Here is a 20,788-nt window from a genome sequence, read left to right as displayed (position 1 = left end):
CGCGTGTTACAGGCGGAACCCCTTCACCAGCTCGTTCAGGCGTACCGCCAGACGCGCCAGTTCGTGGCTGGCGGCGCTGGTCTGGTTGGCGCCGGCCGAGGTCTGCATGGCCAGGTCGCGGATGTTGACCAGGTTGTGGTCCACTTCGCGGGCCACCTGGGCCTGTTCTTCCGAGGCACTGGCAATGATCAGGTTGCGCTCGGTGATGTGACCGATCGATTCGGTGATCTGTCGCAGCGCCTCGCCCGCCGCATGGGCGATTTCCAGGGTGCTCTGCGCGCGCTGGTTGCTGGTCTGCATCGCCGTCATGGCCTGGTCGGTGCTCTGCTGCACCGCCTGGATCATCTGTTCGATCTCCTGGGTGGACTGCTGGGTGCGATGCGCCAGCGCGCGCACCTCGTCGGCCACCACGGCGAAGCCGCGTCCCGCGTCGCCGGCCCGGGCCGCCTCGATGGCCGCGTTGAGCGCCAGCAGGTTGGTCTGCTCGGCGATGGAACGGATCACGTCCAGCACGGTGCTGATGCTGCGCACCTGGCCCGCCAGGTGGTCCACTTCCCGGGCACTGCTGCTGGCCTCGCGGGTCATCTGGTTGATGGACTCGATGGTGCGCTCCACCTGGCCGCGCCCTTCCCGCGCGGTGCGGTCGGAGGCCTGGGACGCCTCAGAGGTGCCGGTGGCGTTGCGCGCCACTTCGTCAACGGCGGTGGTCATTTCGTTGACCGCGGTGGCGGCCTGCTCGATTTCCTGATTCTGCTGCTGCAGCACCCGGCTGGAGTTTTCGGTGACCGCATTCAGCTCCTCGGCGGACGAGGACAGCTGGGTCGAGGAGTCGACGATGCGCTGCAGGGTTTCGCGCAGATTGCGCTGCATGCGCTCCAGCGCGGCCAGCAACTGTGCCGGCTCGTCACGCCCTTCCACGCGGATGGGATGGGTCAGATCGCCGTCGGCGACCACTTCGGCCATGCGCACGGCCTCGGACAGCGGCGCGACAATGCTGCGGGTCAGCACGCTGGCCAGCACGATGGTCAGCAACGCGGCGAGACCCATGAACACCAGCACGCCGATATCGGCCAGTTCGTACTGGTCGTGGGCCTGCTGGGCGAAGTCGCCGGCGATCTGGCCCTTGATCTCGATGAGGCGGTTGAGCTGCTTGCCCAGCTCGATGGACAGGCGGTTGTAGTCGCCGCCCAGCAGGGTTTTCATCTCCTCCACCTGACCCCGGGCGGAAGCGGCCACCAGGCTTTTGTGGATGTTCACGTAGTCCTGCATGGCCTGGCGCACCAGGCGGAACTGGCTGCGCTCGGCCTCGCTGACGATCAGCGTCTCGTAGTCGTTCACCGCCTTGGCGAGGTCGTTGGCGATCTCGTCGGCACGCGCCAGGCTGGCCTTGAGCTTGGCGTCCTCGCGGTCCACGTAAAGACGGAAGGACATGATGCGCAGGCGCAGCATCTGCTCGCTGATCCAGCCCAAGGCCCGATAGCTGGGCAGCGTGTTGTCCTGCATGGTGACGGTGGCGCTGCGGATGACCTGCATCTGGCTCTTGGCAAAGACGCCGAGCAGCACGACCAGCAGGGCCACGATGGAAAAACCGACAATGGCCCGATGGCCAACCTTGAAACGCCTGAGAAGCATGGTGAGAAGCCTTCCGCTGAGTTGTTCTTTTTTTTCGTCTCTTTTCTGGGCAGCGGGTCCGCAGGCCAGCCTGCCGCTCAGTTCTTCATCGGCAACAGCGCGGCGATCATTAGGAAAATGATAATAAAATGGCGCCAGCGTTCGGATATGACGAACGCTACTCCCGGAAAGCAAGAACGCTATCCAGCCCGTTCTATCAATAAGGATCACGAGGAATGCCGATGGGCCAGAAGCCCATCGACAGAGGAAGAAAGGAAGATCAGGCCTTGTCGATGCCCTTCTTCAGGGTGTCCTTGACGTCGCCCTTGATCTGCTGGGCTTCGCCCTTGCGCTCCTGGATCTTGCCTTCCTGGCGCATGCCCTGGTTGCCGGTAGCCTCACCGACGCCCTGCTTGATCTTCCCTGCCGCTTCGTTGCCCATACCGCGGGCCTTGTCGCCTGCACTGCTCATGGCAAATCTCCAACACTGGTGGGTTCGCAGCAGTGGAGTGGCGGGGTCGGGAAAGGTTTCATCCACCCGGCGAAGGGCGGGACGGCGTGCGCGCAGATCCCTGTGGGGCCGGCTTTACGCCGGCCGACGGGGGCGGGGATCGAGACACGAGGTGCGGATTTTCAGCTCCGCTGAGCGGCCCTACGGAAAAGCAACCCGTCACCAGAGGCCCGGGTGTCACCTGTAGGGCCGGCTTTATGCCGGCCAGCGGAGCCGGGGCCTTCGCCAGGTCTCGGTCCCACCCACACATCGGCCGGGATAAACCCGGCCCTACAGGACCGCGACGAAACTCAGGGCTTGTGCGGACGGGCCAGGAACTCGTGGGACTGCATCTCCAGCAGGCGGCTGAGGGTGCGCTGGAACTCGAACTCCAGGCGGCCGCCGGTGTAGAGGTCCTTGAGTTCCACTTCGGCGGAGAGGATCAGCTTGACGTTGCGGTCGTAGAACTCGTCCACCAGGTTGATGAAGCGCCGCGCCATGTCGTCCTTCTGGGCGTTCATCTGCTCGATGTTGGAGATCAGCACCGCCTCGAAGATCTTGCCCAGCTCGATGTAGTCGTTCTGGCTGCGTGGGCCGTCGCAAATGGCGCGGAAGTCGAACCAGGCGATGTCGTTGGCCACCTTGCGCGCGCGAATCTCGCGGTTTTCGATGATCAGCGCCTCGTTTTCCAGCACCGTGCAGTTCTCGGTGAGCAGGCTCTTGAAGCTCTTTTCCAGGCTCTGCTCGGCCTCGGCGTCCAGCGGCCAGTGATACAGCTCGGCCTGTTCCAGGGCGCGCAGGCGGTAGTCGATGCCGCTGTCGACGTTGACGATCTCGGTGTGCTGCTTGAGCAGGGCAATGGCCGGCAGGAAACGCGCGCGTTGCAGGCCGTCCTTGTACAGGCCGTCCGGCACGATGTTGGAGGTGGCCACCAGTGAGACGCCGTTCTTGAACAGCTCCTCCAGCAGGGTGGCAAGGATCATCGCGTCGGTAATGTCGGAGACGAAGAATTCGTCGAAGCAGATCACCCGGGCTTCGTTGGCGAAACGCTTGGCAATGAGCGGCAGCGGGTTCTTCTCGCCCTTGAGGGTCTTCAGCTCTTCGTGCACGCGCTTCATGAAGCGGTGGAAGTGCGTGCGCATCTTCTGCTCGAAGGGCAGCGCATCGAAGAAGGTGTCCACCAGATAGGTCTTGCCGCGACCCACGCCACCCCAGAAGTAGATGCCCTTGATCGGACCCTGCGGCTTCTTGGCGAACAGCTTGCCGAGCAGACCACTCGATTGCTGCTGCGCGGCGACCAGGTCGTCGTACAGGCGCTGCAGGTGACGCACGGCGTTTTCCTGGGCGGCGTCATGGAAAAAGTCGGGGCGTTGCAGATCGGCCTGATAGCGCTGGAGTGGAGTCATGGCAGCGTGGGGGTTGGTGGAGGGGGCCGACACTTTAACGGCGCCCTCGGTGCTTGGCAATTTGCTCAGATCGTTCAAGACAGCTCTTTCCTCAGGTCATGAAAAGTGGCGACCGGCGCGTGCCCGTAGGAGCGAATTCATTCGCGAGCTCTTTTCCAGGCCATACCCAAAGCTCGCGGACAAGTCCGCTCCCACCCCCAGCGGCTCGGCGCCGAACCAACAACGAAGTCAGCCTTCGGCCAGCCCGGCGATGGCGTCGCGCACCCGCAGCATGGCGGCGTCGAGCGCCTCGGGATCGGCGAAGCTCGGGCTGTCGGCGATGCATTCATCGTCCAGCCACAGGGTGAACTGGGTGCCCTCGTCCTCGCGCAGCTCCAGCGCATCCGGTCCCTGGGCGATCAACCGCTGGCTGATCTGGCCGGTCTTCTTCGGGTCGCCGAACGGCCGCGATAGCAGCAGTTCCTCGCCGTCGGCGGCCAGGAAGCGGAAGCGGAAGCTGCCGTCCGGCTCGCGGAAGCTGACGAAGCGCGCGACCTTGGCGGCCTTCTTCTTGCTCGCGCCGGCCACCTGCACCTGCTCGCGGAAGGAACGCAGGCCCACCGCCTCGCGCAGTTCGCCGAGGAACGGCGTGGCGATGCGGCGCGCCTTGGCGGCGCCGGCGAGCAGAATGTCCTCCAGATCGGCCGGCTTGGCGATTAGCGCATGGTAGCGTTCGCGCGCTTCGCCCAGCTCGTTGTCGAGCAGTTCGAACAGGCGCTGCTTGGCCTCGCCCCAGCCCAGTCCGCCCAGCAGATCGGCGCGGAACGCGGCCTGCTGTTCAGCCGTGGCAAAGGCCTGGTAGAGGGTGAACAGATGGGAGTTGTCCGGATCCTTGGCCTCGCCCGGCAGCTTCGAGTCGGTGACGATGCGGGCGATGGTGTCCTTGAGCTGCTTGGCGCTGCCGAACAGCGGGATGGTGTTGTCGTAGCTCTTGGACATCTTGCGCCCGTCCAGGCCCGGCAGGGTCGCCACATCCTCCTCGATCACCGCCTCCGGCAGGGTGAACAGCTCGCGCCCCTGACCGAACAGGTGATTGAAGCGCTGGCCGATGTCGCGGGCCATTTCCACGTGCTGGATCTGGTCACGGCCGACCGGCACCTTGTGGGCGTTGAACATCAGGATGTCGGCGGCCATCAGCACCGGGTAGCTGAACAGGCCCATGGTCACGCCGGCGTCCGGGTCTTCGCCGGCCTCGACGTTCTTGTCCACCGCCGCCTTGTAGGCGTGGGCGCGGTTGAGCAGGCCCTTGCCCGCCACGCAGGTGAGCAGCCAGGTCAGCTCGGGGATTTCCGGAATGTCCGACTGGCGATAGAAGGTCGCGCGATCGGCATCCAGGCCGCCGGCCAGCCAGGTGGCGGCAATTTCCAGGCGCGAGCGCTGGATGCGTGCCGGGTCGTCGCACTTGATCAGCGCGTGGTAGTCGGCCAGGAAGTAGAAGGAATCCACGTCGGCGGCACGGCTGGCGACGATCGCCGGGCGGATGGCGCCGGCGTAGTTGCCCAGGTGCGGGGTGCCGGTGGTGGTGATGCCGGTAAGGATGCGCGTGGTCATGTGTCAAATCCGTCGAACGTGTGGCAGGCCGTTCAGAGACGGGTGCTGACCAGCTCTTTGAGGTCGGTCAGCCTGCCATGGAAGAAGTGGCCGCATTCTGCCACTTTCAGCAGCTCATGGGGACGCGCCAGGGCTTCGGACCAGGCGTAGACCGCCGCCGGCGGCACCACTTCGTCGTCCTCGGGCTGGATCAGGGTCAGTGTGCCGCTCTGCGGCAGCGCTACGTTTTCGTCCAGGCGCATCACCGCCGGGGCGACCATGAAAATGTGCTCCAGCTGCTGACCGCGCGCTTCCAGGCGACCGCCCAGCGCGGCGGCGACGAAACCGCCGAAGGAGAAGCCCAGCAGGCTCAGCGGCAGCTCGGGATGCTGCGCGCGCAGCCAGTCGCAGGCGGCCTCGGCATCGTCCACCTCGCCCATGTGCATGTCGTGGCTGCCGGCGCTGGCGCCCACGCCCCGGTAGTTGAAGCGCAGGGTGCTGTAGCCGGCGTCGCGGGCGGTGCGCTGCAGGGTGGAAACCACCTTGTTGAGCATGGTGCCGCCCTTGACCGGGTTGGGATGGCAGATCAGCGCCAGGCCGCGCGCGTCGGGCACCGGCAGGTAGAGGGCTTCGAGCGCGCCGCTGGGGCCGTCGAGCTGCAGAGGGGTTTCGCGGGTGAGCAAGGCAGGAACTCCGTGACCCGGTTGGGGGTCGACTCGTCTTGGTTCAGGTCCGGGCGGTGCAGGCACCACCGGCACAGGGCGCGCCGCCGGACAGACGGCCGCGCCACCAGTGTTTCCCGGCGTTTCGTAGCATTGTACGGAGCGGCGTTCGGGGGCAGACTGGGGTCGCTAACGTAAAACAAACCCGCAAATAGAGGAAGGACTCGTGGAACAGTCGCTCATGGTCTGGTTGGTGCCGGCCATTGCCCTGCTTGTCGGGGTCGTCATCGGTTTTCTGATTTCCCGCCTGGCACCCGGTGTCGCGCCGAGCCGCACCCAGAGTCAGCTCGACGAACTGCAGGAACGTTTCGAAACCTACCAGAGTGAAGTGGTGACCCACTTCAACACCACCGCCGCACTGGTGCGCAAGCTCACCCAGAGCTACCAGGATGTGCAGGAACACCTCACCGAGGGCATCGATCGCCTGGCGCTGGATGAAGTGACCCGCCAGCGACTGCTGTCAGCCCTGCACAGCGAGCAGGAGAAGCGCGAGCGGCTGCAGGCCCCGGAATCGGACCTGCTCGATTCCCGTGCGCCCAAGGACTATGCGCCCAAGCCGGCCGGCGCGCCGGGCACGCTGGATGAACACTACGGGCTGCGCCCCTGACCCGAAGAAAACCGGAACCCAAGGGTTCCGGTTTTCGTTTCAGGGCCGGGCTCAGAAGTTGTAACCCACACCCAGGCTGTAGAAGAGCGTGCCGTCGTCGTAGGTATCTTCGGCCTCGCTGCCGCTGTCGAACAGAAACTGGTACTCGACCATACCGGTGATGAAGGTACTGTCGTTTACCCAGTGCTTGAGGCCGATTTCCGGGCCGGCCATGAAGGTGTCATCGACGTTGTCGCCATAAATGCCGCCAATGCTGGCGCCAATGAACGGCCGAGTGTTGCCGGTGCCGAAGTGGTAGTCGTAGAACACCCGGGTCGCACCCTGGAACTTGGTGCTTTCACCTTCCGTATCGAAGATGCCGACGAACTGGCGAATGCCCCACAGGGACGATTCGTTCAGGTATTGCCCCCAGCTGCCCTGGACATTCAGCAGCGTGCTATCAAAGTCCTTGTCGCTGCTGCCAGCGCCACTGAGCGTGATTTCCTGGGTTCCCGCCGTCGGCGCGGCCAGAACGGCAACCGGCAACAACGCAGCGGCCAGTACGGACAAGCTCATAAGTCTTTTCATGGGTAAGCCTCTTCATGGGAACACACATGGAGCATTCGCTCTGAAAAAGCGACCCACGAGAGCGGCAACAGTTCCACCCCAGCGACCACCGAAACAGCGTCTACAACAGGGCGCGGACCATTTCCACCACCGAACCGACCTGCAGCTTGTCCATGATCCGCGCCCGGTGATTCTCCACCGTTCGCACGCTGATCGATGCCAGTTCGGAGATCTCCCGGCTGGACTTGCCCTGCACCACCCACTCGGCGATACGCCGTTCCTGCGCGGTGAGCAGCTCCAGCCGCTGCTCGCGTTCGCGACGGGCCTGCCCGGCCTGGCGCAGCTCGGCGCAGCGCGCCAGCGCGGCCTGCACCCGCGCCAGCAGATGGCGGCCGTCCACCGGTTTCTCCACATAGTCGAAGGCGCCACGGCGCATCGCCTCAACGGCGGTGGCGACATCGGCATGGCCGGTGATGAAGATCAGCGGCGTCTCGACACCGCGGGCCAGCAGCTCGGCCTGCAGCTCCAGGCCACCGAGTTCGGGCATGCGCAGGTCGGAAAGGATGCACTCGGAGTCGCCCGTCGCGGCATAGCTCGACAGAAAGGCGCGCGACGACGAGAAACGGCGGACCTTCAGGCCGGACGCACTCAGCAGCTCGGCATGCAGGTCAAGAATGAGTTCGTCGTCGTCGATCAGATAGACGCAGGATCTGGAGGACATCGAACAGTCCCTGGATAAGGCAGGCGGGTCATTCTATCCACAAACAGACCGGCCCGAACTTGAACTTCGGTCTGTACGAAAAGTCAGCCGAGCGAAGGCCAGGCAAGGCGAAAGCGGCGAGGAAGCGAAGTTTACTGGTCGTAAATGAGCATTCCGAGCCGACTTTCAACGCAGCATGGCCGAGCGCAGGCACTTTTCGGACAGAACCGAGGCTACAATCGCAGCCCCTTCCGGAGTCCTGCACCATGACCGAACCCGTCCGCCTGTCCAAACGCCTCGTCGAGCTGCTCGGCTGCTCGCGTCGCGAAGCCGAGCTGTACATCGAGGGCGGCTGGGTCACCGTCGCTGGCGAAGTGGTGGAACAGCCGCAGTTCAAGGTGACCGACGAACCCATCGTGCTGCTGCCCGGCGCCGAGGCCGAGGATGTGCCGCCGGCCACCCTGCTGCTGCACAAGCCGGCCGGTTGCAGCGTGGAGCAGGCCCTGGCGCTGCTGACCCGCGAGAATCGCTGGGCCGAGGATGACCCTACTCTGCGCGCCGTGCACAAGCATCTGGTACACCAGCAGCCGGTCGGTCTGCTGGAGCGCGAGGCCAGCGGCCTGCTGGTATTCACCCAGAGCTGGGGCGTGACCCGTCACCTGACCAACCGCCACAAGCCGCTGGAAGAGGAATATGTTGCCGAGGTCAAGGGCACGCTCGTCGACGGCGGCCTGGACAAGCTCAAGCGCGGCATCCGCCAGGGCGAACGCACCCTGCCGGTGTGCAAGGCCAGCTGGCAGAACGAAACCCACCTGCGCCTGGCCCTGAAGGCGCCCCAGCCGGGCGACATCCGCACATTGTGCAGGCTGGTGGGTCTGCAGTTGGTCAGCCTGCGCCGCATCCGCCTGGGCACCGTGAGCATGGCCAAGCTGCCGCAGGGACAGTGGCGCTACCTGAAGCCGAACGAGCGCTTCTAGATTCTTTTTGCCCGGTCATAGACCCGTTTGCGCCTCGCCGTGGCTGGCCACCACGAGCCCCGATGCTGCGCCACTCGCCCACCCTGTGGGGCCGGTTTATCCCGGCCAAGGGCTGCCGCCAGCCAGCCTCGGCTGTAGGCCCACCTCCGCCGGCCGGCGTAAAGCCGGCCCTACAGTCTCCTCCGCCGTACTCTGTGGGGCCGGGTTTATCCCGGCCAAGGGCTGGCGCCAGCCAGCCCCACAAGGGACGTGCCGTCCCTCGATATGTGCGGCGCCTCGCAATTTGCCAGCACCGATCCACACTGATCCGCTTCCTCGACTATGACCAGCAGGGTGCTCACCCTCCCGGACGACGGACCCGTACATGACTCGATGGATTCTTCTCGGCGCCGCCCTGGCGCTGGGCGGCTGTGCCGCCAAGCCCTGCGAGCCCGTGGTGCTCGACAGTCACGCACAGCGCCTGCTGCAGGAAAACGACCTGATGCAGGCCCGCCTGCTGGTCACCTCCGGCCCGCAGAGCAGCCTGGAGCTGGCCGATGCCCTGCTGGCGCGCATCGCCGACCAGGACCCCCGCGGCGAGGTGGCGTTGTACCAGGCGGTGTCGCTGATCCGCCAGCGCGCGGCACTGGAACGCATCCTGCCGCTGCTCGAACGGGCCGCCGAACGCCGTCATCCCCACGCGCTGGCGCTGCTCTACAAGATCTACAACGAACCCTTCCTGGCGCCCCAGGCCGACCGCGACCGCGCCCTGCGCTACCGGCAGGCCTATGCCGAGCTGGACGTGGCCAAGGGCGGCTACCCCTCGTTCCCCCGCGCCCTGATGGTGGTCGACCAGTTGGTCAACCCGCCGGCCCGGGTCCGCGGCCAGTAAGCCACTCATCGCGCACCAGCGCCTGACGCAGGCGCTCCTGCTCGCCTTCATCCGGCACGTCACGGAACTCGACCTTGCCGGCAATCTGCGTCGCCACCGGCACGCCGTCGCGATACAGCAGGCGGTTGCCGGCCAGCGCCGGCACCTTCTCGCCCGGCAGCAGGGTACCCAGCAGGTTCAGCGGGTCGCTGCCGCTGACGCGGATCAGCTCCCCCGCCGCCGGCCGGCGCCGCACCTCGCGCAGCAGGCCGACCGCCTCGGGCAGGGCGAACTGTTCGCCACTGAGGCCGGTGACGAAACGCCCGCCACGGATTTCCCCGCGCGCCTCCAGGCGGTGGTACACACGCAGCAGTTCCCGCCACGGCGGCAGCCAGTCGGCCTCGCGCTCCAACAGGCGCCAGAACACCACGCCGTAGCGGCGCAGCAGCACGCGGGCGATGTGTTCCAGGGGGTTCGGAGGCACACCCGCTCCCCCGGCCCCTCTCCCGTCGAGGGAGAGGGGAGATCCCTGCGCATCCGGTAGGACCGGGTTTATCCCAGCCAAAGGCTGGCCCCCGCCAGCCCCGGATGTAGAACCCGCCTCCGCCGGCCGGCGTAAAGCCGGCCCTACAGTCTCCTCCGCCGCACCCTGTGGGGCCGGGTTTACCCCTGCCAGAGGCTGGCGCCAGCCAGCCCCGGATGTAGTACCCATCTCCGCCGCACCCTGTAGGGCCGGGTTTATCCCGGCCAACGGCTGGCGCCCGCCAGCCCCGGCGGCGGCGCCTTCCTCAACGGGTCGACGCAGCAAGGCCCAACGCCCGGCATCGGCCATGCCGCCGATCAAAGCGCCACCGCGCGCCCGCCGTCCCGTGCGGGTCGGACGCTTGCCGACCGGGGTCAGCAGCGCCCGCAAACCGGCGAAGCCGTCGGCATTCACCAGGCCCAGGGCGACCAGCTCGCCCAAGGCATCTTCCAGCTCGCTGCGCAGCAGGTGGGCGTCCTCCAGCAGTTCGTCGAAGAACAGCGCGCCCTGACGTTCCAGCACGTCCAGCACCCGCTGGGCGCGCGGCGACGGCTGCGCCTCGGCGGTGCCGGCCTGGGACATCCACAGCGACAACCGGCGACGCGGCAACAGCACGATCGGCGTGCCACGCACCGGCCCGGCGCCGGCCGTCTGCCGCCCGGCCAGCCGCGCCCAGACCACCCGCCCGGAGCGGCACAGCGCATCCAGCCAGGCGCTGTCGTAGCGCTTGAGGCGCGCCGGCAGCAGCTCGCCTTCCCAGGCGGCGGCCGCAGCCTGATAGCCCTCGAGCTGGTCGAGCACCGCCGCCACGGCCTCCGCCCCTTCGCCCCGGGTCGCCGGGGTGAGCCGCTGCCAGTCGAACAGGAAGCGCAGGAAATCGCGGCGTTCCACCGGCTCGATTTCCCGGCGCAGGCGCTTGACCGTGTAGCGATGGATGCGCGCCAGCAGGTGGCGCTCGCACCACTCTTCCTCGCGGCTGCCCGGCGTGAAGTGCCCGCGCAGCACATAGCCCTCGCGCTCCAGCGCGGCCAGCGCCGCCGCAATGGCGCTGGCCGGCTGGGCCAGGGCGCGGGCAATGCGCGGCAACGGCAGCGGGCCAAAGCCGGACAACCGGGCGCGTACGATGTCTGTCAGCACAGCATCCTCGTCGCCGGCCTCGGCGAACGCGGCGGGAATCGTCAGCCTCGGCGCATACGCGGCATGCGGATACAGCACCCGAAACTGCGCCAGGCGCTCCAGCGGCAGCCACAGGCCTTCGCCTTCCGCGACCTCCAGACGCGTCGCCCGCCCGCTGGCGGCCAGCGCGGCGAGCAGCGCCGGCCACTGCGGATCGCTGCGGCTTTCCGCATCGGTCAGGCAGGCCAGGCCCATCAGCGCCTCGTGCAGCTCGTCGGCGGTGCGCGCCTGCGGCCAGGCTTCCTCGGCCACGGCGAGGATCGCCTCGGCATCCAGCGCACCGAGATCATCGCTGGATTGCGGGTCGCTCCAGCGCCGCGCCAGCACCGCCTGGGTGCGCCGCTCCTCCAGCGGCGCGTCGTCGAGGAAGGCGTAGGGCCGTGCGCTGAGCACCTCGGCCGCCAGCGGCGAGGGTTCCGGCAGGTCGCGCTGCAGCAGACGCACCTCACCGGCCTCCATGCGCCGCAGCAGGGCCAGCCAGCCTTCGCTATCCATGGCTTCGTGCAGGCAGTCATCGAGGGTCTGCGCCACCAGCGGATGGTCGGGAATCTCGCGCTCGCCGACGATGTTCTCCAGGCAGGCCACCTGATCGGGGAACACCGTGGCCAGCAGGTCCTCGCTGCGCATGCGCTGGATCTGCGGCGCCACCTTGTGCCCGCCGCTCATGCGCGGCAGCGCCAGGGCGACCCCGGCCACCCAGCGCCAGCGCACGCCGAACAGCGGCGCGTCGAGCAGCGCCTGGATCAGCACCTGCTCGGCGGAGGCCGCACGCAGGTAGCGCCATACCTCGTCGAGGGGAAAGCTGTGGCTGGTGGACAGCGAGAGGATGATGGCGTCCTCGGTGGCCGCCGCCTGCAGCTCGAAGTTGAAGGTGCGGCAGAAGCGCTTGCGCAGCGCCAGCCCCCACGCGCGGTTGATGCGGCTGCCGAACGGCGAGTGGATGATCAGCTGCGTGCCGCCGGATTCGTCGAAGAAGCGCTCCATCACCAGACAGTGCTGCGTCGGCAGCGCGCCCAGCGCGGACTGGGCGCGGGCCAGGTAGTCGACGATCTGCTCGGCGGCGGCCAGCGGCAGGCCGAGCTCGTCGGTGAGCCAGGCAACAGCCGGGGCCAGGCGGTCGGGTTCGCCGGCTTCCTGTGGGGCCGGCTTTACGCCGGCCGACGGAGGCCGTCCGCGCGCCTGGGTGTCGCCCCCACCCCCTTCGGCCGGGATAAACCCGGCCCCACAGGTTGGCCCACCCAACCGCTGCTCCACCTCCTCGCGCAGGCGCGCCACGGCGGCGGACAGCGCATCGCTGCGCCCCGGCGCCTCGCCGAGCCAGAAGGGAATGTTCGGCGGCTGGCCGTGGGCGTCTTCCACCCGCACCCGCCCGGGTTCGATGCGCAGGATGCGGTAGGACTGGTTGCCGAGCTGGAACACGTCGCCGGCCAGGCTTTCCACCGCGAAGTCCTCGTTCACCGTGCCGATATTCAGCGCCTGGGGTTCGAGCAGCACGGCGTAATCGGCAGTTTCCGGGATGGTGCCGCCGCTGGTCAGCGCGGTCAGTTGCGCGCCGCGCCGCCCGCGCAGCGTGCCGGTCACCGCGTCGCGGTGCAGGTAGGCGCGGTGTGCGCCGTGACGGCGGGTGTAGCCCTCGGCGAGCATGCGCAGCAGCGCCTGGTAGTGCGCCTCATCCAGCTCGGCATAGGGCTCGGCCCGGCGGATCAGCGCCAGCAGCGCTTCCTCGTGCCATTCCTGGCAGGCCACTTCGGCGACGATCTGCTGGGCCAGCACGTCCAGCGGCGCGCGCGGGATGTGCAGCCGGTCCAGCTCGCCACGCCGCACCGCATCGAGCAGTGCGGCGCACTCGATCAGCTCGTCCCGGGAGGTGGGAAAGATGCGTCCGCTCGACACACCGCCGACCTGGTGGCCGGCGCGGCCAATGCGCTGCAGGAAGGCGCCGATGGAGCGCGGTGAGCCAATCTGGCAGACCCGTTCCACGTCGCCGATGTCGATGCCCAGTTCCAGCGAGGCGGTGGCCACCAGCACGCGCAGCTCGCCCGCCTTCAGCCGTCGCTCGGCCTGCAGGCGCTGCTCCTTGGCGAGGCTGCCGTGGTGGGCGGCCACCGCCGCCTCGCCGAGGCGCTCGGACAGGTGCCGGGCCACCCGCTCGGCCAGCCGCCGGGTGTTGACGAACACCAGCGTGGTGCGCCGCTCGCGCACCAGCTCGGCGAGCCGGTCGTAGACCAGTTCCCAGGCCTCGTTGCTCATCACCGCCTCGAGCGGCACCGGCGGTACTTCCAGGGCCAGGTCCAGGGCGCGGCGGTGGCCGATGTCGACAACCGCACAGTCCTGCCCGCCGGTAAGGAAGCGCGCCACCGCCGCCAACGGCTTCTGCGTGGCGGACAGGCCGATGCGCACCAGCGGCTGGGCGCACAGCGCCTGCAGGCGTTCCAGGCTCAGCGCCAGATGACTGCCGCGCTTGTTGCCGGCCACCGCGTGGATCTCGTCGACGATCACGCTGCGCGTGCCGGCCAGCATCGCCCGCCCGGATGGCGAACCGAGCAGCACATACAGCGACTCGGGCGTGGTCACCAGGATATGCGGCGCGCGCTTGCGCAGCGCCGCGCGCTCGGCCTGCGGCGTGTCGCCGGTGCGCACCGCCGTGCGGATCTCCACCGGCGGCAGGCCCAGGCGCTGCAGCTCCTCGGCGATGCCGGCCAGCGGCAGCTCCAGGTTGAGGTGAATGTCGTTGGACAGCGCCTTGAGCGGCGAGACGTAGACCACCTGGGTGGTCTCGGCCAGCTCTCCGGCCAGGCCCTGGCGCAACAGGTCGTCCAGCGCGGCGAGAAAGGCGGTGAGCGTCTTGCCCGAGCCGGTGGGCGCCGCCACCAGGGTGGAACGCCCGGCGCGAATGCTCGGCCAGGCCGTCACCTGCGCCGGGGTCGGCCCGGCAAAGGCGCGCCGAAACCAGCCCTGCACGGCAGGGTGGAAGGTGGCCAGCGGGTCGTTGGCGTCGGCGCGGTTCATGCCCGGCACTATGGAACGGGTCGGGCCAGCCCTCAAGCGTTGGCGGTCGGAGGCGATCCGCGCGAAACCGCTGCAAGCCCCGTAATAGACGGGTCCGGGACGAATCGAGTAAGTTCGGTCCGGCCCACTGCATGGAATTCGCTATGAAGCTGTTTGTTCGCCCCCTGCTGCTGACCCTGTGCCTCGGCGCCACCGCCCAGGCCGCCACGCTGGAGCAGCTGTTCGAGACCGGCCGTTACGCCGAGTTCCTGTCCCAGGCCCAGCAGGCGGCGGCTGCGGGAGATGCCGAGGCGCTGTTCCTGCTGGGCAAGGCCCACCACACCGGCAAGGGCGCCCGCATGGACTGGACGCGGGCCCGGGAGTTCTATGAGCAGGCCCGCCAGCTGGGCTACGCCCGGGCCAGCCATAACCTGGCCAGCCTGCATCAGCGCAATGACCCCGATCTGGCTATCCAGTTGTACGAAGAGGCCCTGGCCCGCGGCCTGAAGATGCCGACCCTGCACAACCTGGGCGTGCTGGCCAGCCCGTCGCCACTGGATAGCGAGCTTGCCGTTGCGGACTTCGTGGCGCGTTCGGGGCGGGCCGGCGACTACTTCGTCCAGGCCTACGCCGAGAGCGGCCAGGACATGATGCTGCTCAAGGCGGCATGGCAATACCTGCAGGCGCTGCAAGCCGCGCGCCGGGCGTCCGGGCCGGAGGCCGGCTCGCTGGACCTGGCCGCCCTCCGGGCGCGCGCGATCGAATGGCTGGACAAGGGCAAGGCGCTGGGGCTGGGCGATGCCTGGACCCATTACGGCATGCTGCTGCTGGAAGAGGGCAAGCTGGTCGAGGCGCGCGCCGCCTTGTTTGTCGGCGCGGAAAAGGACGTGGCAATGGCCCACTACCAGTTCGCCGAAATGGCCTCCAAGGGCCTTGGCGGTGACCAGTGGGATGCGCAGCAGGTGCTTCCCCATTACGAGCATGCCGCGCTGTTTGGCATCAAGGAGGCGATGTATCCCGCTCGCGAAACGATCCTGGCCTCGCTGCGCGGCGAAGAAGACGAAGAGGTGCTGCGCGAAGGCGTGCGGCGGATCATCGCCATGAGCTGGCTGGGCGCCGAGCTTCCCGATGAGGTGCAGCGGATCATTGCCCGACTGGAATGGTCCCGCATGCTCAGGCGGCAACAGAGCGTCGCCGGACCGCTGGCCGACCTGCCGTTGGTATTGCAGGCCTGCGCGGGCACCCAGCCCTCCGGCGGAAAAACCCGCTGGCGCCTCGACGCCCACCATGCGCAGCAGCCGCCGCGCCAGCTGCTGGAGGGCCATGTCGATGCCGATGGCTGTGCCCGCTCGGCCGGGCCGTTGTCGATGACGATTCGCCAGTCGCTGGAACAGGGCGCGATCCTCGCCCTGAAGCTCCCCGACCGCAGCCTGCCACTGGCGATGAACGAGGTGGAAGGCCGGCTTCTGCTGGAAATCGAGCCAGACGCACCGCCGGTGCCGGCCGAGCCGTCGCGGCATTGACACGGGGCATTTCGCCCAGAGACACATGATGGCACTATGCCGCGAGCTTGAAAGCGCGAGTTAGACGGCTGCGCCGCATATCGAGCACGTTCGACGCGCGTGCGCCTACCGACCCAATGACTGCCAAGAGAGAATCGATGCACACCACGCTAGTGAAATTCCTGAGCCCGGTCGCCCTCCTGCTGGCCTGTTTCGCCCCCGCCACGCAGGCGGCGCCGCTGGACATCCAGATCCTCAGCGCGACCATCCGCGACCAGAAGATCGAAGGCGCCTCGCTGATCCTGCAGAAGAACGGCGAGCAGTCGGTGACGGCGGTGACCAACGCCCGCGGCCAGGCCACGCTGAACCCGGCGTTCGACGCCAGCGACAGCCTGCTGATCGTCAAGAAGCCCGGCTATTCCGACCTGGTGGTCAAGTGCCCCTGTGACGGCATGACCTACGCCATCAGCCCGGTGATGCAGAACCTGGACGGCATGCGCATCGTGCTCAACTGGGGCCGCTATCCCGAAGACCTGGACTCCCACCTGCTGTTCCCCGGCAACCACGTGTTTTTCGACAAGATGCGCGGCCGCGACGCCCTGCTGGATGTCGACGACACCACCAGCTACGGCCCGGAGACCATCACCATCGAGCGCAAGCACGACGGCTCGCGCTATGTCTATGCGGTGCACAACTTCAGCGACCGCGCGCGGATGAACAGCCAGCGACTGTCCGAGAGCAACGCCAAGGTGTTCGTCTATGTCGGCCAGACGCTGATCAAGACCTACTACGTGCCGCGCAACCAGGTGGGCAACCTGTGGACCGTGTTCGCGGTCACCGAGTCGGGTGACATCGAGGACTTCAACACCCTCAAGAACGTCTCCAGCCTCGAGCGGCTGAGCACCTCGGAGTTCGGCGACGTGGTGGGCACCCTGGTCAGCCAGCGCACCGACTACGGCGCCGACCGGCTGCAGCGCGCCAAGGGCCTCAATCGCCAGGGCGAGCAGGCCTACCACGCCGGCCAGTACGACGAAGCGATCCGTCTGTACCAGGCGGCCATCGACCAGGACGCCAACTACGGCCAGGCCTACAGCAACCTGGGCCTGGCCTTCCAGAAAGCCGGTCGCGTGGCCGAGGCGCTGTGGGCCAACCGCAAGGCCATCGCCCTGGCCAGCGGCGCCTCGGCGCCCACCGTGCGCGCCAGCTCGCACTACAACAACGGCCGCATCTATGAGAAGGCCGGGCAGTGGTCCGACGCGCTGCGCGAGTACCGCTACGCCCGCGACCAGAAGGCCAATCCGGTCTACGACCGGGCCATCGAGCGCATGATGCAGAACGGCGCGCGCTGATGGCGCATTGGCCAGCACGCGGCGCGGCCAGGCGAATCCGCCTGGCCGTCGCCCTGGCGAGCGGGTTGATCGGCGCGAGCGCAACCGTCCAGGCGGCCGGCCCGGCCGACGTCGCCACGCTCGACCTGCGCACCTGGGGCGAGCCGCTGGATACATCGGCCGGCTTCGACCGCGCCTCGCGCGCGGCCCTGCTGGTCTACGCCAGCACGCTGCACGGCCTGCCGCAACGGGACGAGGCCCAGCTGCTGACGCATTTGCGCATCAAGCGCCTGAACCACGCCTCGCTCGCCCAGTGGCAGGACGGGGAACGGGCACGCGTCTGGCGCAACTACCAGCTCGCCAGCGCCGACTGCCGGGCCGGCGACTGGAGCTGCGTCGGCCCGGTCGGCGACTTCGCCCTGCTGGGCGAGGCGGCGCAGCGCGCGCTGGCCGGGCTCGGCGAGGAGTTGGCCGCCTGGCGCGGCCAACTGACGGCGTTCAGTCAGGCCTATCTGACGGAACAGATGCGCCTCGCCGCGCTGTTCCCCACGGTGAGCAGCGAGATCGCCACGTTCGGCAGCCACGAATGGTCCGGCGACGAGCGGGACGACCGGCAGTTCTTCCTGACCTTCGATGACGGGCCCGGCGCCCACACCGAGGCCACCCGGGCCATGCTGGCGCAGCATGGCAAGACCGCGACCTTCTTCGTGCTCGGCGAGAACCTGCAGGCACGCCTGAGGGCACAGGGCGCCGAGGCGCTGACGCGCCTGTATGCCGGTCAATGCGTGGCTTCCCACGGCTGGGAACATCGCTCGCATGCCCGCTGGGACGACTGGCAGGCCTCGGTCCTCACCACCCGTTCGCTGCTGCACAGCGCCCTGCCGCAGAGCACTATCCTGCCGCTGTTCCGCCCGCCCTATGGCCAGCGCACGGCGGACAGCGGCGCCTTCTTCGCGGCACAGGGCATCCAGGTAGCGCTGTGGAACCTCGATTCCCAGGACTGGCAGCGCGCGCTCGGCGCCGACGCCATCGGCACGCGCATGCTCGCGCTGATGCTGATCAAGCGGCGTGGCGTGCTGCTGTTCCATGACGTGCATGGCAAGGCGCGCGACGCCCTGCCCGGGGTGTTCGCCGCGCTCGGCGAGGCCGTGTCCTGGCCGGACTGCCGGGAGCTGGCGGTCCGGCACTGAGCGACGCCGCCGCTGGTCGCGGCGTTCGCCATTTGCCGCGCGCGACCTACTCTGATCAGTTCCATCACCCCTGCGGAGGAACCTTGAGATGACCTATGTCGATGGCTTCGTGGCGGCCGTGCCGACGGCCAACCGGGAGAAATACCAACACCACGCGGATATCGCCGCGCAGGTGTTCAAGGAGCATGGCGCGCTCTCGGTGGTCGAGTGCTGGGGCGATGACGTGCCGGAGGGCAAGCTGACCTCCTTTCCGATGGCCGTGCAGTGCCAGCCGGAGGAGACGGTGGTGTTTTCCTGGATTCTCTGGCCCTCGAAGGCCGTGCGCGACGCGGCCCACGACAAGGTGATGAGCGATCCGCGCCTGGCGCCGGAAACCAATCCGATGCCCTTCGATGGCAAGCGGCTGATCTTCGGCGGTTTCGAGATGATCCTCGAGGTGTAGCCGGGCGTCAGTAACCCTTGAGATGGAGGTAGTCGCGCACCTTTTCGGCTACCAGCCGCGCGCCCTTCTCGTTCAGGTGGATGCGATCGTCACGCAGTGAGCGGGGCACGATGCCGCGCCGGTAGTCGGCGACATCGCCGGCGTCCCGCGGATCGTAGCTTTCCACCAGCAGTTGCCAGATATCCAGGAAGTTGTTCGGGTAGGCCGCGCGCAGCCCGTCGCGGATGGCGACGAAGTCGGCGTAATGCCGGCCGCCGATGTATTCGTGGGCAAAGTCGGCATTCGGCGGCGGCATGACCAGGAAGCGCTTGTGCAGCGGCTTGAGGAACTCGACCATGGCGCGCACGTCGGAGAGCACCTGCTGCGGCTCGTCGTAGTTGTTGCGCCCGGCCCAGATGACGGCGATCTCGTGGTCGGTGTCGCCGATGTCCATCAGAAACGGCAGGGCGACCGGCGCGTCGACGGCCTCCCCCGCCTGCGCGCGAGTGAAGGTGTAGGCCGTGTCCGAGTGGCGATGCAGCACGCCGCGCACACCGCCCAGCGTGCCTTCGAGCTGCTGGCGACCGTACTGGGTCATGGGCACCACGGTGAACTCCGCGACGTCCACCGGCCCGCTGGCGGGGATCCTGCCGCCAGCCAGCTTCACATAGGTCGGCCGGCCCCCCTGGCGGGCGGCGATCTGCGCGCTGGTGTTGCCGCCCACGCCCCGATTGGTGACCGTGCGACCGGTGAGCTTGGCCAGGAAACGCGGGTAGCTGGAGGTGGTCAGCGAGTCGCCCCAGCACACGATGGACGGCAGGCCGTGCAACCATTTCGCCTCGCCTTCCGCCTCGCCCCGCGCGCTCAGCACCCAGACGAGCAGCATCAGACCGGCCAGTGTTCGCATGGCGCCTCTCCCTGTATTTGGCTTCCTTATCCGACGTCAGGCCGCACGCCCCGGCCGAGGCAGGGTCTAGCCGCGATTCGACCGTCTGTCAAAACCTGCTCGCGCTCCGCCGACTGTCTGCTTGACTGAGCCGCGGGCCCCCGGAAAGGGTCCGCGTGTCCGACGCCGCTCGGGCGAGTGAAAGGGACTTCCCGCATGGCATCCGTTCATCCGGCCTCGGCCGACAGGCTGGACAGCATCCAGCTATTGCGCGCGATCGCGGCGACCGCCGTGGTCGCCTACCACATCCCCCTGTTTCGCGAAGGCGCCTGGGGCGTGGATATCTTCTTCGTGATCAGCGGTTTCATCATGGCGCTGGTCACCGAGAAGTCGACGCACCAGTTCTTCGCCAAGCGCGTCATCCGCGTGGTGCCGCTCTACTGGCTCGGCACCTTCGGCGTCTTCGGCGTCGCCCTGCTGCTGCCCGACCTGCTGGACAACACCACGGCCGATGTTGCCGGCCTGCTCAAGTCACTGCTGTTCATCCCCTACCTGAAGGGCGAGAGTGTGCAGCCCCTGCTGTTCCTGGGCTGGACGCTGAACTTCGAGATGTTCTTCTACGCGGTGTTCGCCCTGGCCATGACGATCAGCCATCGGCATCGCCTGCTGATCGCCTCGGGGCTGCTGCTGGCGCTGGTGCTGCTGGGCGCGCTGCTGCGTTTCGAGTCGGTGGTACTGGCGTTCTACACCGATGAGATCCTGCTGGAGTTCGTGCTGGGCATGGGCTGCTACGCCTTTTACACGCGCACCGCCGCCTGGCGGGTGGCGGGGATTCCCCGCCCGACCCGCAGGGTACTCCTCGTGGTGGGTGTGGCCTGCATCCTCTGCCTGCCGTTCAGCGGCCTGCTTTACCCCTGGCTGGGGCGCAGCGGCAGCTGGGGCATTCCCGCCGCCCTGGCCTTCCTGGCCCTGGTGCATGGCCTGGCGGGGCGCCAGTTGCCCCGGCGGGTGGTGCTGATCGGCGATGCCAGCTTTTCGCTGTACCTGTTTCACCCCTACGTGATGAAGGTGTTCAACAAGGTCTTCCATGTGTTCGACGCGCCGGGGCCGGTGGCCTTCCTGATGGCACCGCTGACCATCGGCCTGTGCCTGCTGGTCGCCGTCGCCATCTACCGGCTGGTGGAACAGCCGATGACCAACTGGCTGCGCAGCCGGTTGCTGGCGCCCCGTTCGCGCGCGGTCGGCGCGCCGCTGCCGGGACGTTGAGGGGCGCCGGGCGACGCCCCTCGCCCCGCC

Annotated in this window: 17 protein-coding genes; 8 read left to right on the top strand and 9 right to left on the bottom strand. The window is 67.9% G+C overall.

Annotated elements, in window-relative coordinates:
- Nucleotides 1–6 precede the first annotated feature (6 nt).
- The 5 genes from VL129_RS03500 to VL129_RS03480 all read right to left on the bottom strand — a co-directional run bounded on the left by VL129_RS03500 (nt 7) and on the right by VL129_RS03480 (nt 5,759).
- The gene (locus tag VL129_RS03500) at nt 7–1,632 is read right to left on the bottom strand and encodes a methyl-accepting chemotaxis protein (RefSeq protein WP_325410121.1); all 1,626 of its coding nucleotides are present in this window, start codon (nt 1,630–1,632) and stop codon (nt 7–9) included.
- A 259-nt stretch (nt 1,633–1,891) separates the two neighbouring features.
- Nucleotides 1,892–2,083, bottom strand: coding sequence for a CsbD family protein (locus VL129_RS03495; protein WP_325410119.1), 192 nt, complete (start codon nt 2,081–2,083; stop codon nt 1,892–1,894).
- Nucleotides 2,084–2,412: 329 nt separating this feature from the next.
- Nucleotides 2,413–3,507 carry a cell division protein ZapE gene (zapE, locus tag VL129_RS03490; RefSeq protein WP_325410117.1) on the bottom strand — a complete coding sequence of 365 codons (1,095 nt, stop codon included), beginning with the start codon at nt 3,505–3,507 and terminating at the stop codon, nt 2,413–2,415.
- Nucleotides 3,508–3,735: 228 nt separating this feature from the next.
- Entirely contained in the window at nt 3,736–5,097 is a 1,362-nt protein-coding gene (locus VL129_RS03485; protein ID WP_325410115.1) for a tryptophan--tRNA ligase, read from the bottom strand.
- 32 nt (nt 5,098–5,129) lie between these two features.
- Nucleotides 5,130–5,759 (bottom strand): alpha/beta hydrolase, encoded by a 630-nt coding sequence (locus tag VL129_RS03480; RefSeq protein WP_325410113.1) that lies wholly within the window; start codon nt 5,757–5,759, stop codon nt 5,130–5,132.
- A gap of 205 nt (nt 5,760–5,964) precedes the next feature.
- On the opposite strand from VL129_RS03480, the gene VL129_RS03475 reads away from it, so the two are divergent.
- The gene (locus VL129_RS03475; RefSeq protein WP_325410111.1) at nt 5,965–6,405 is read left to right on the top strand and encodes a Z-ring associated ZapG family protein; all 441 of its coding nucleotides are present in this window, start codon (nt 5,965–5,967) and stop codon (nt 6,403–6,405) included.
- 51 nt (nt 6,406–6,456) lie between these two features.
- Here the strand turns inward: VL129_RS03475 and VL129_RS03470 are convergent, their stop codons facing one another.
- Together VL129_RS03470 and VL129_RS03465 are read right to left on the bottom strand one after the other, a co-directional pair.
- Nucleotides 6,457–6,972 carry a hypothetical protein gene (locus VL129_RS03470; protein WP_325410109.1) on the bottom strand — a complete coding sequence of 172 codons (516 nt, stop codon included), beginning with the start codon at nt 6,970–6,972 and terminating at the stop codon, nt 6,457–6,459.
- 100 nt (nt 6,973–7,072) lie between these two features.
- Complete coding sequence (locus VL129_RS03465) at nt 7,073–7,672, bottom strand: response regulator transcription factor (RefSeq protein ID WP_325410107.1); 600 nt, start codon at nt 7,670–7,672, stop codon at nt 7,073–7,075.
- Between the two features lie 245 nt (nt 7,673–7,917).
- Between VL129_RS03465 and VL129_RS03460 the strand changes: the two genes are divergently transcribed.
- Both VL129_RS03460 and VL129_RS03455 read left to right on the top strand, forming a co-directional pair.
- A complete protein-coding gene (locus VL129_RS03460; RefSeq protein WP_325410105.1) occupies nt 7,918–8,628 on the top strand; it encodes an RNA pseudouridine synthase in 711 nt (236 codons plus the stop codon).
- A 364-nt stretch (nt 8,629–8,992) separates the two neighbouring features.
- On the top strand, nt 8,993–9,499 hold the full coding sequence (locus tag VL129_RS03455) for a hypothetical protein (protein WP_325410103.1): 507 nt from the start codon (nt 8,993–8,995) through the stop codon (nt 9,497–9,499).
- Here VL129_RS03455 and VL129_RS03450 read toward each other — a convergent pair.
- On the bottom strand, nt 9,468–14,186 hold the full coding sequence (locus VL129_RS03450) for a DEAD/DEAH box helicase (protein ID WP_325410101.1): 4,719 nt from the start codon (nt 14,184–14,186) through the stop codon (nt 9,468–9,470). The two genes, VL129_RS03455 and VL129_RS03450, sit on opposite strands and share 32 nt — an antisense overlap.
- A 143-nt stretch (nt 14,187–14,329) precedes the next feature.
- Between VL129_RS03450 and VL129_RS03445 the strand changes: the two genes are divergently transcribed.
- The 4 genes from VL129_RS03445 to VL129_RS03430 all read left to right on the top strand — a co-directional run bounded on the left by VL129_RS03445 (nt 14,330) and on the right by VL129_RS03430 (nt 18,627).
- Nucleotides 14,330–15,688 (top strand): SEL1-like repeat protein, encoded by a 1,359-nt coding sequence (locus VL129_RS03445; protein WP_325410099.1) that lies wholly within the window; start codon nt 14,330–14,332, stop codon nt 15,686–15,688.
- Between the two features lie 137 nt (nt 15,689–15,825).
- The gene (locus VL129_RS03440) at nt 15,826–17,016 is read left to right on the top strand and encodes a YfaP family protein (RefSeq protein ID WP_325410097.1); all 1,191 of its coding nucleotides are present in this window, start codon (nt 15,826–15,828) and stop codon (nt 17,014–17,016) included.
- On the top strand, nt 17,016–18,185 hold the full coding sequence (locus VL129_RS03435; RefSeq protein WP_325410094.1) for a polysaccharide deacetylase family protein: 1,170 nt from the start codon (nt 17,016–17,018) through the stop codon (nt 18,183–18,185). The genes VL129_RS03440 and VL129_RS03435 overlap by 1 nt, the downstream gene beginning before the upstream one ends.
- An 88-nt stretch (nt 18,186–18,273) precedes the next feature.
- Entirely contained in the window at nt 18,274–18,627 is a 354-nt protein-coding gene (locus VL129_RS03430; protein WP_325410092.1) for a DUF1428 domain-containing protein, read from the top strand.
- Between the two features lie 7 nt (nt 18,628–18,634).
- Here VL129_RS03430 and VL129_RS03425 read toward each other — a convergent pair whose 3' ends face one another.
- A complete protein-coding gene (locus VL129_RS03425; RefSeq protein ID WP_325410090.1) occupies nt 18,635–19,513 on the bottom strand; it encodes an SGNH/GDSL hydrolase family protein in 879 nt (292 codons plus the stop codon).
- A 195-nt stretch (nt 19,514–19,708) separates the two neighbouring features.
- Here VL129_RS03425 and VL129_RS03420 point away from each other — a divergent pair, with 195 nt between their 5' ends.
- Nucleotides 19,709–20,758 carry an acyltransferase family protein gene (locus tag VL129_RS03420; RefSeq protein WP_325410088.1) on the top strand — a complete coding sequence of 350 codons (1,050 nt, stop codon included), beginning with the start codon at nt 19,709–19,711 and terminating at the stop codon, nt 20,756–20,758.
- Nucleotides 20,759–20,788 lie beyond the last annotated feature (30 nt).

Origin of the sequence: Pseudomonas sp., assembly GCF_035497915.1 — a bacterium.
In the GTDB taxonomy this organism is placed as follows: Bacteria; Pseudomonadota; Gammaproteobacteria; order Pseudomonadales; family Pseudomonadaceae; genus Serpens.
The sequence above is the reverse complement of the archived record's forward strand: the minus strand, read 5'-3'. Positions and strand labels throughout refer to the sequence as shown.

Bases quoted from the DNA above. Each gene is read 5' to 3' on its own strand.
- VL129_RS03430 (WP_325410092.1), top strand. From the start codon at position 18,274: ATGACCTATGTCGATGGCTTCGTGGCGGCCGTGCCGACGGCCAACCGG.
- VL129_RS03495 (WP_325410119.1), bottom strand. From the start codon at position 2,083: ATGAGCAGTGCAGGCGACAAGGCCCGCGGTATGGGCAACGAAGCGGCA.
- VL129_RS03425 (WP_325410090.1), bottom strand. From the start codon at position 19,513: ATGCGAACACTGGCCGGTCTGATGCTGCTCGTCTGGGTGCTGAGCGCG.
- VL129_RS03435 (WP_325410094.1), top strand. From the start codon at position 17,016: ATGGCGCATTGGCCAGCACGCGGCGCGGCCAGGCGAATCCGCCTGGCC.
- zapE (WP_325410117.1), bottom strand. From the start codon at position 3,507: ATGACTCCACTCCAGCGCTATCAGGCCGATCTGCAACGCCCCGACTTT.
- VL129_RS03460 (WP_325410105.1), top strand. From the start codon at position 7,918: ATGACCGAACCCGTCCGCCTGTCCAAACGCCTCGTCGAGCTGCTCGGC.
- VL129_RS03455 (WP_325410103.1), top strand. From the start codon at position 8,993: ATGACTCGATGGATTCTTCTCGGCGCCGCCCTGGCGCTGGGCGGCTGT.
- VL129_RS03420 (WP_325410088.1), top strand. From the start codon at position 19,709: ATGGCATCCGTTCATCCGGCCTCGGCCGACAGGCTGGACAGCATCCAG.
- VL129_RS03450 (WP_325410101.1), bottom strand. From the start codon at position 14,186: ATGAACCGCGCCGACGCCAACGACCCGCTGGCCACCTTCCACCCTGCC.
- VL129_RS03500 (WP_325410121.1), bottom strand. From the start codon at position 1,632: ATGCTTCTCAGGCGTTTCAAGGTTGGCCATCGGGCCATTGTCGGTTTT.
- VL129_RS03440 (WP_325410097.1), top strand. From the start codon at position 15,826: ATGCACACCACGCTAGTGAAATTCCTGAGCCCGGTCGCCCTCCTGCTG.
- VL129_RS03470 (WP_325410109.1), bottom strand. From the start codon at position 6,972: ATGAAAAGACTTATGAGCTTGTCCGTACTGGCCGCTGCGTTGTTGCCG.
- VL129_RS03465 (WP_325410107.1), bottom strand. From the start codon at position 7,672: ATGTCCTCCAGATCCTGCGTCTATCTGATCGACGACGACGAACTCATT.
- VL129_RS03445 (WP_325410099.1), top strand. From the start codon at position 14,330: ATGAAGCTGTTTGTTCGCCCCCTGCTGCTGACCCTGTGCCTCGGCGCC.
- VL129_RS03485 (WP_325410115.1), bottom strand. From the start codon at position 5,097: ATGACCACGCGCATCCTTACCGGCATCACCACCACCGGCACCCCGCAC.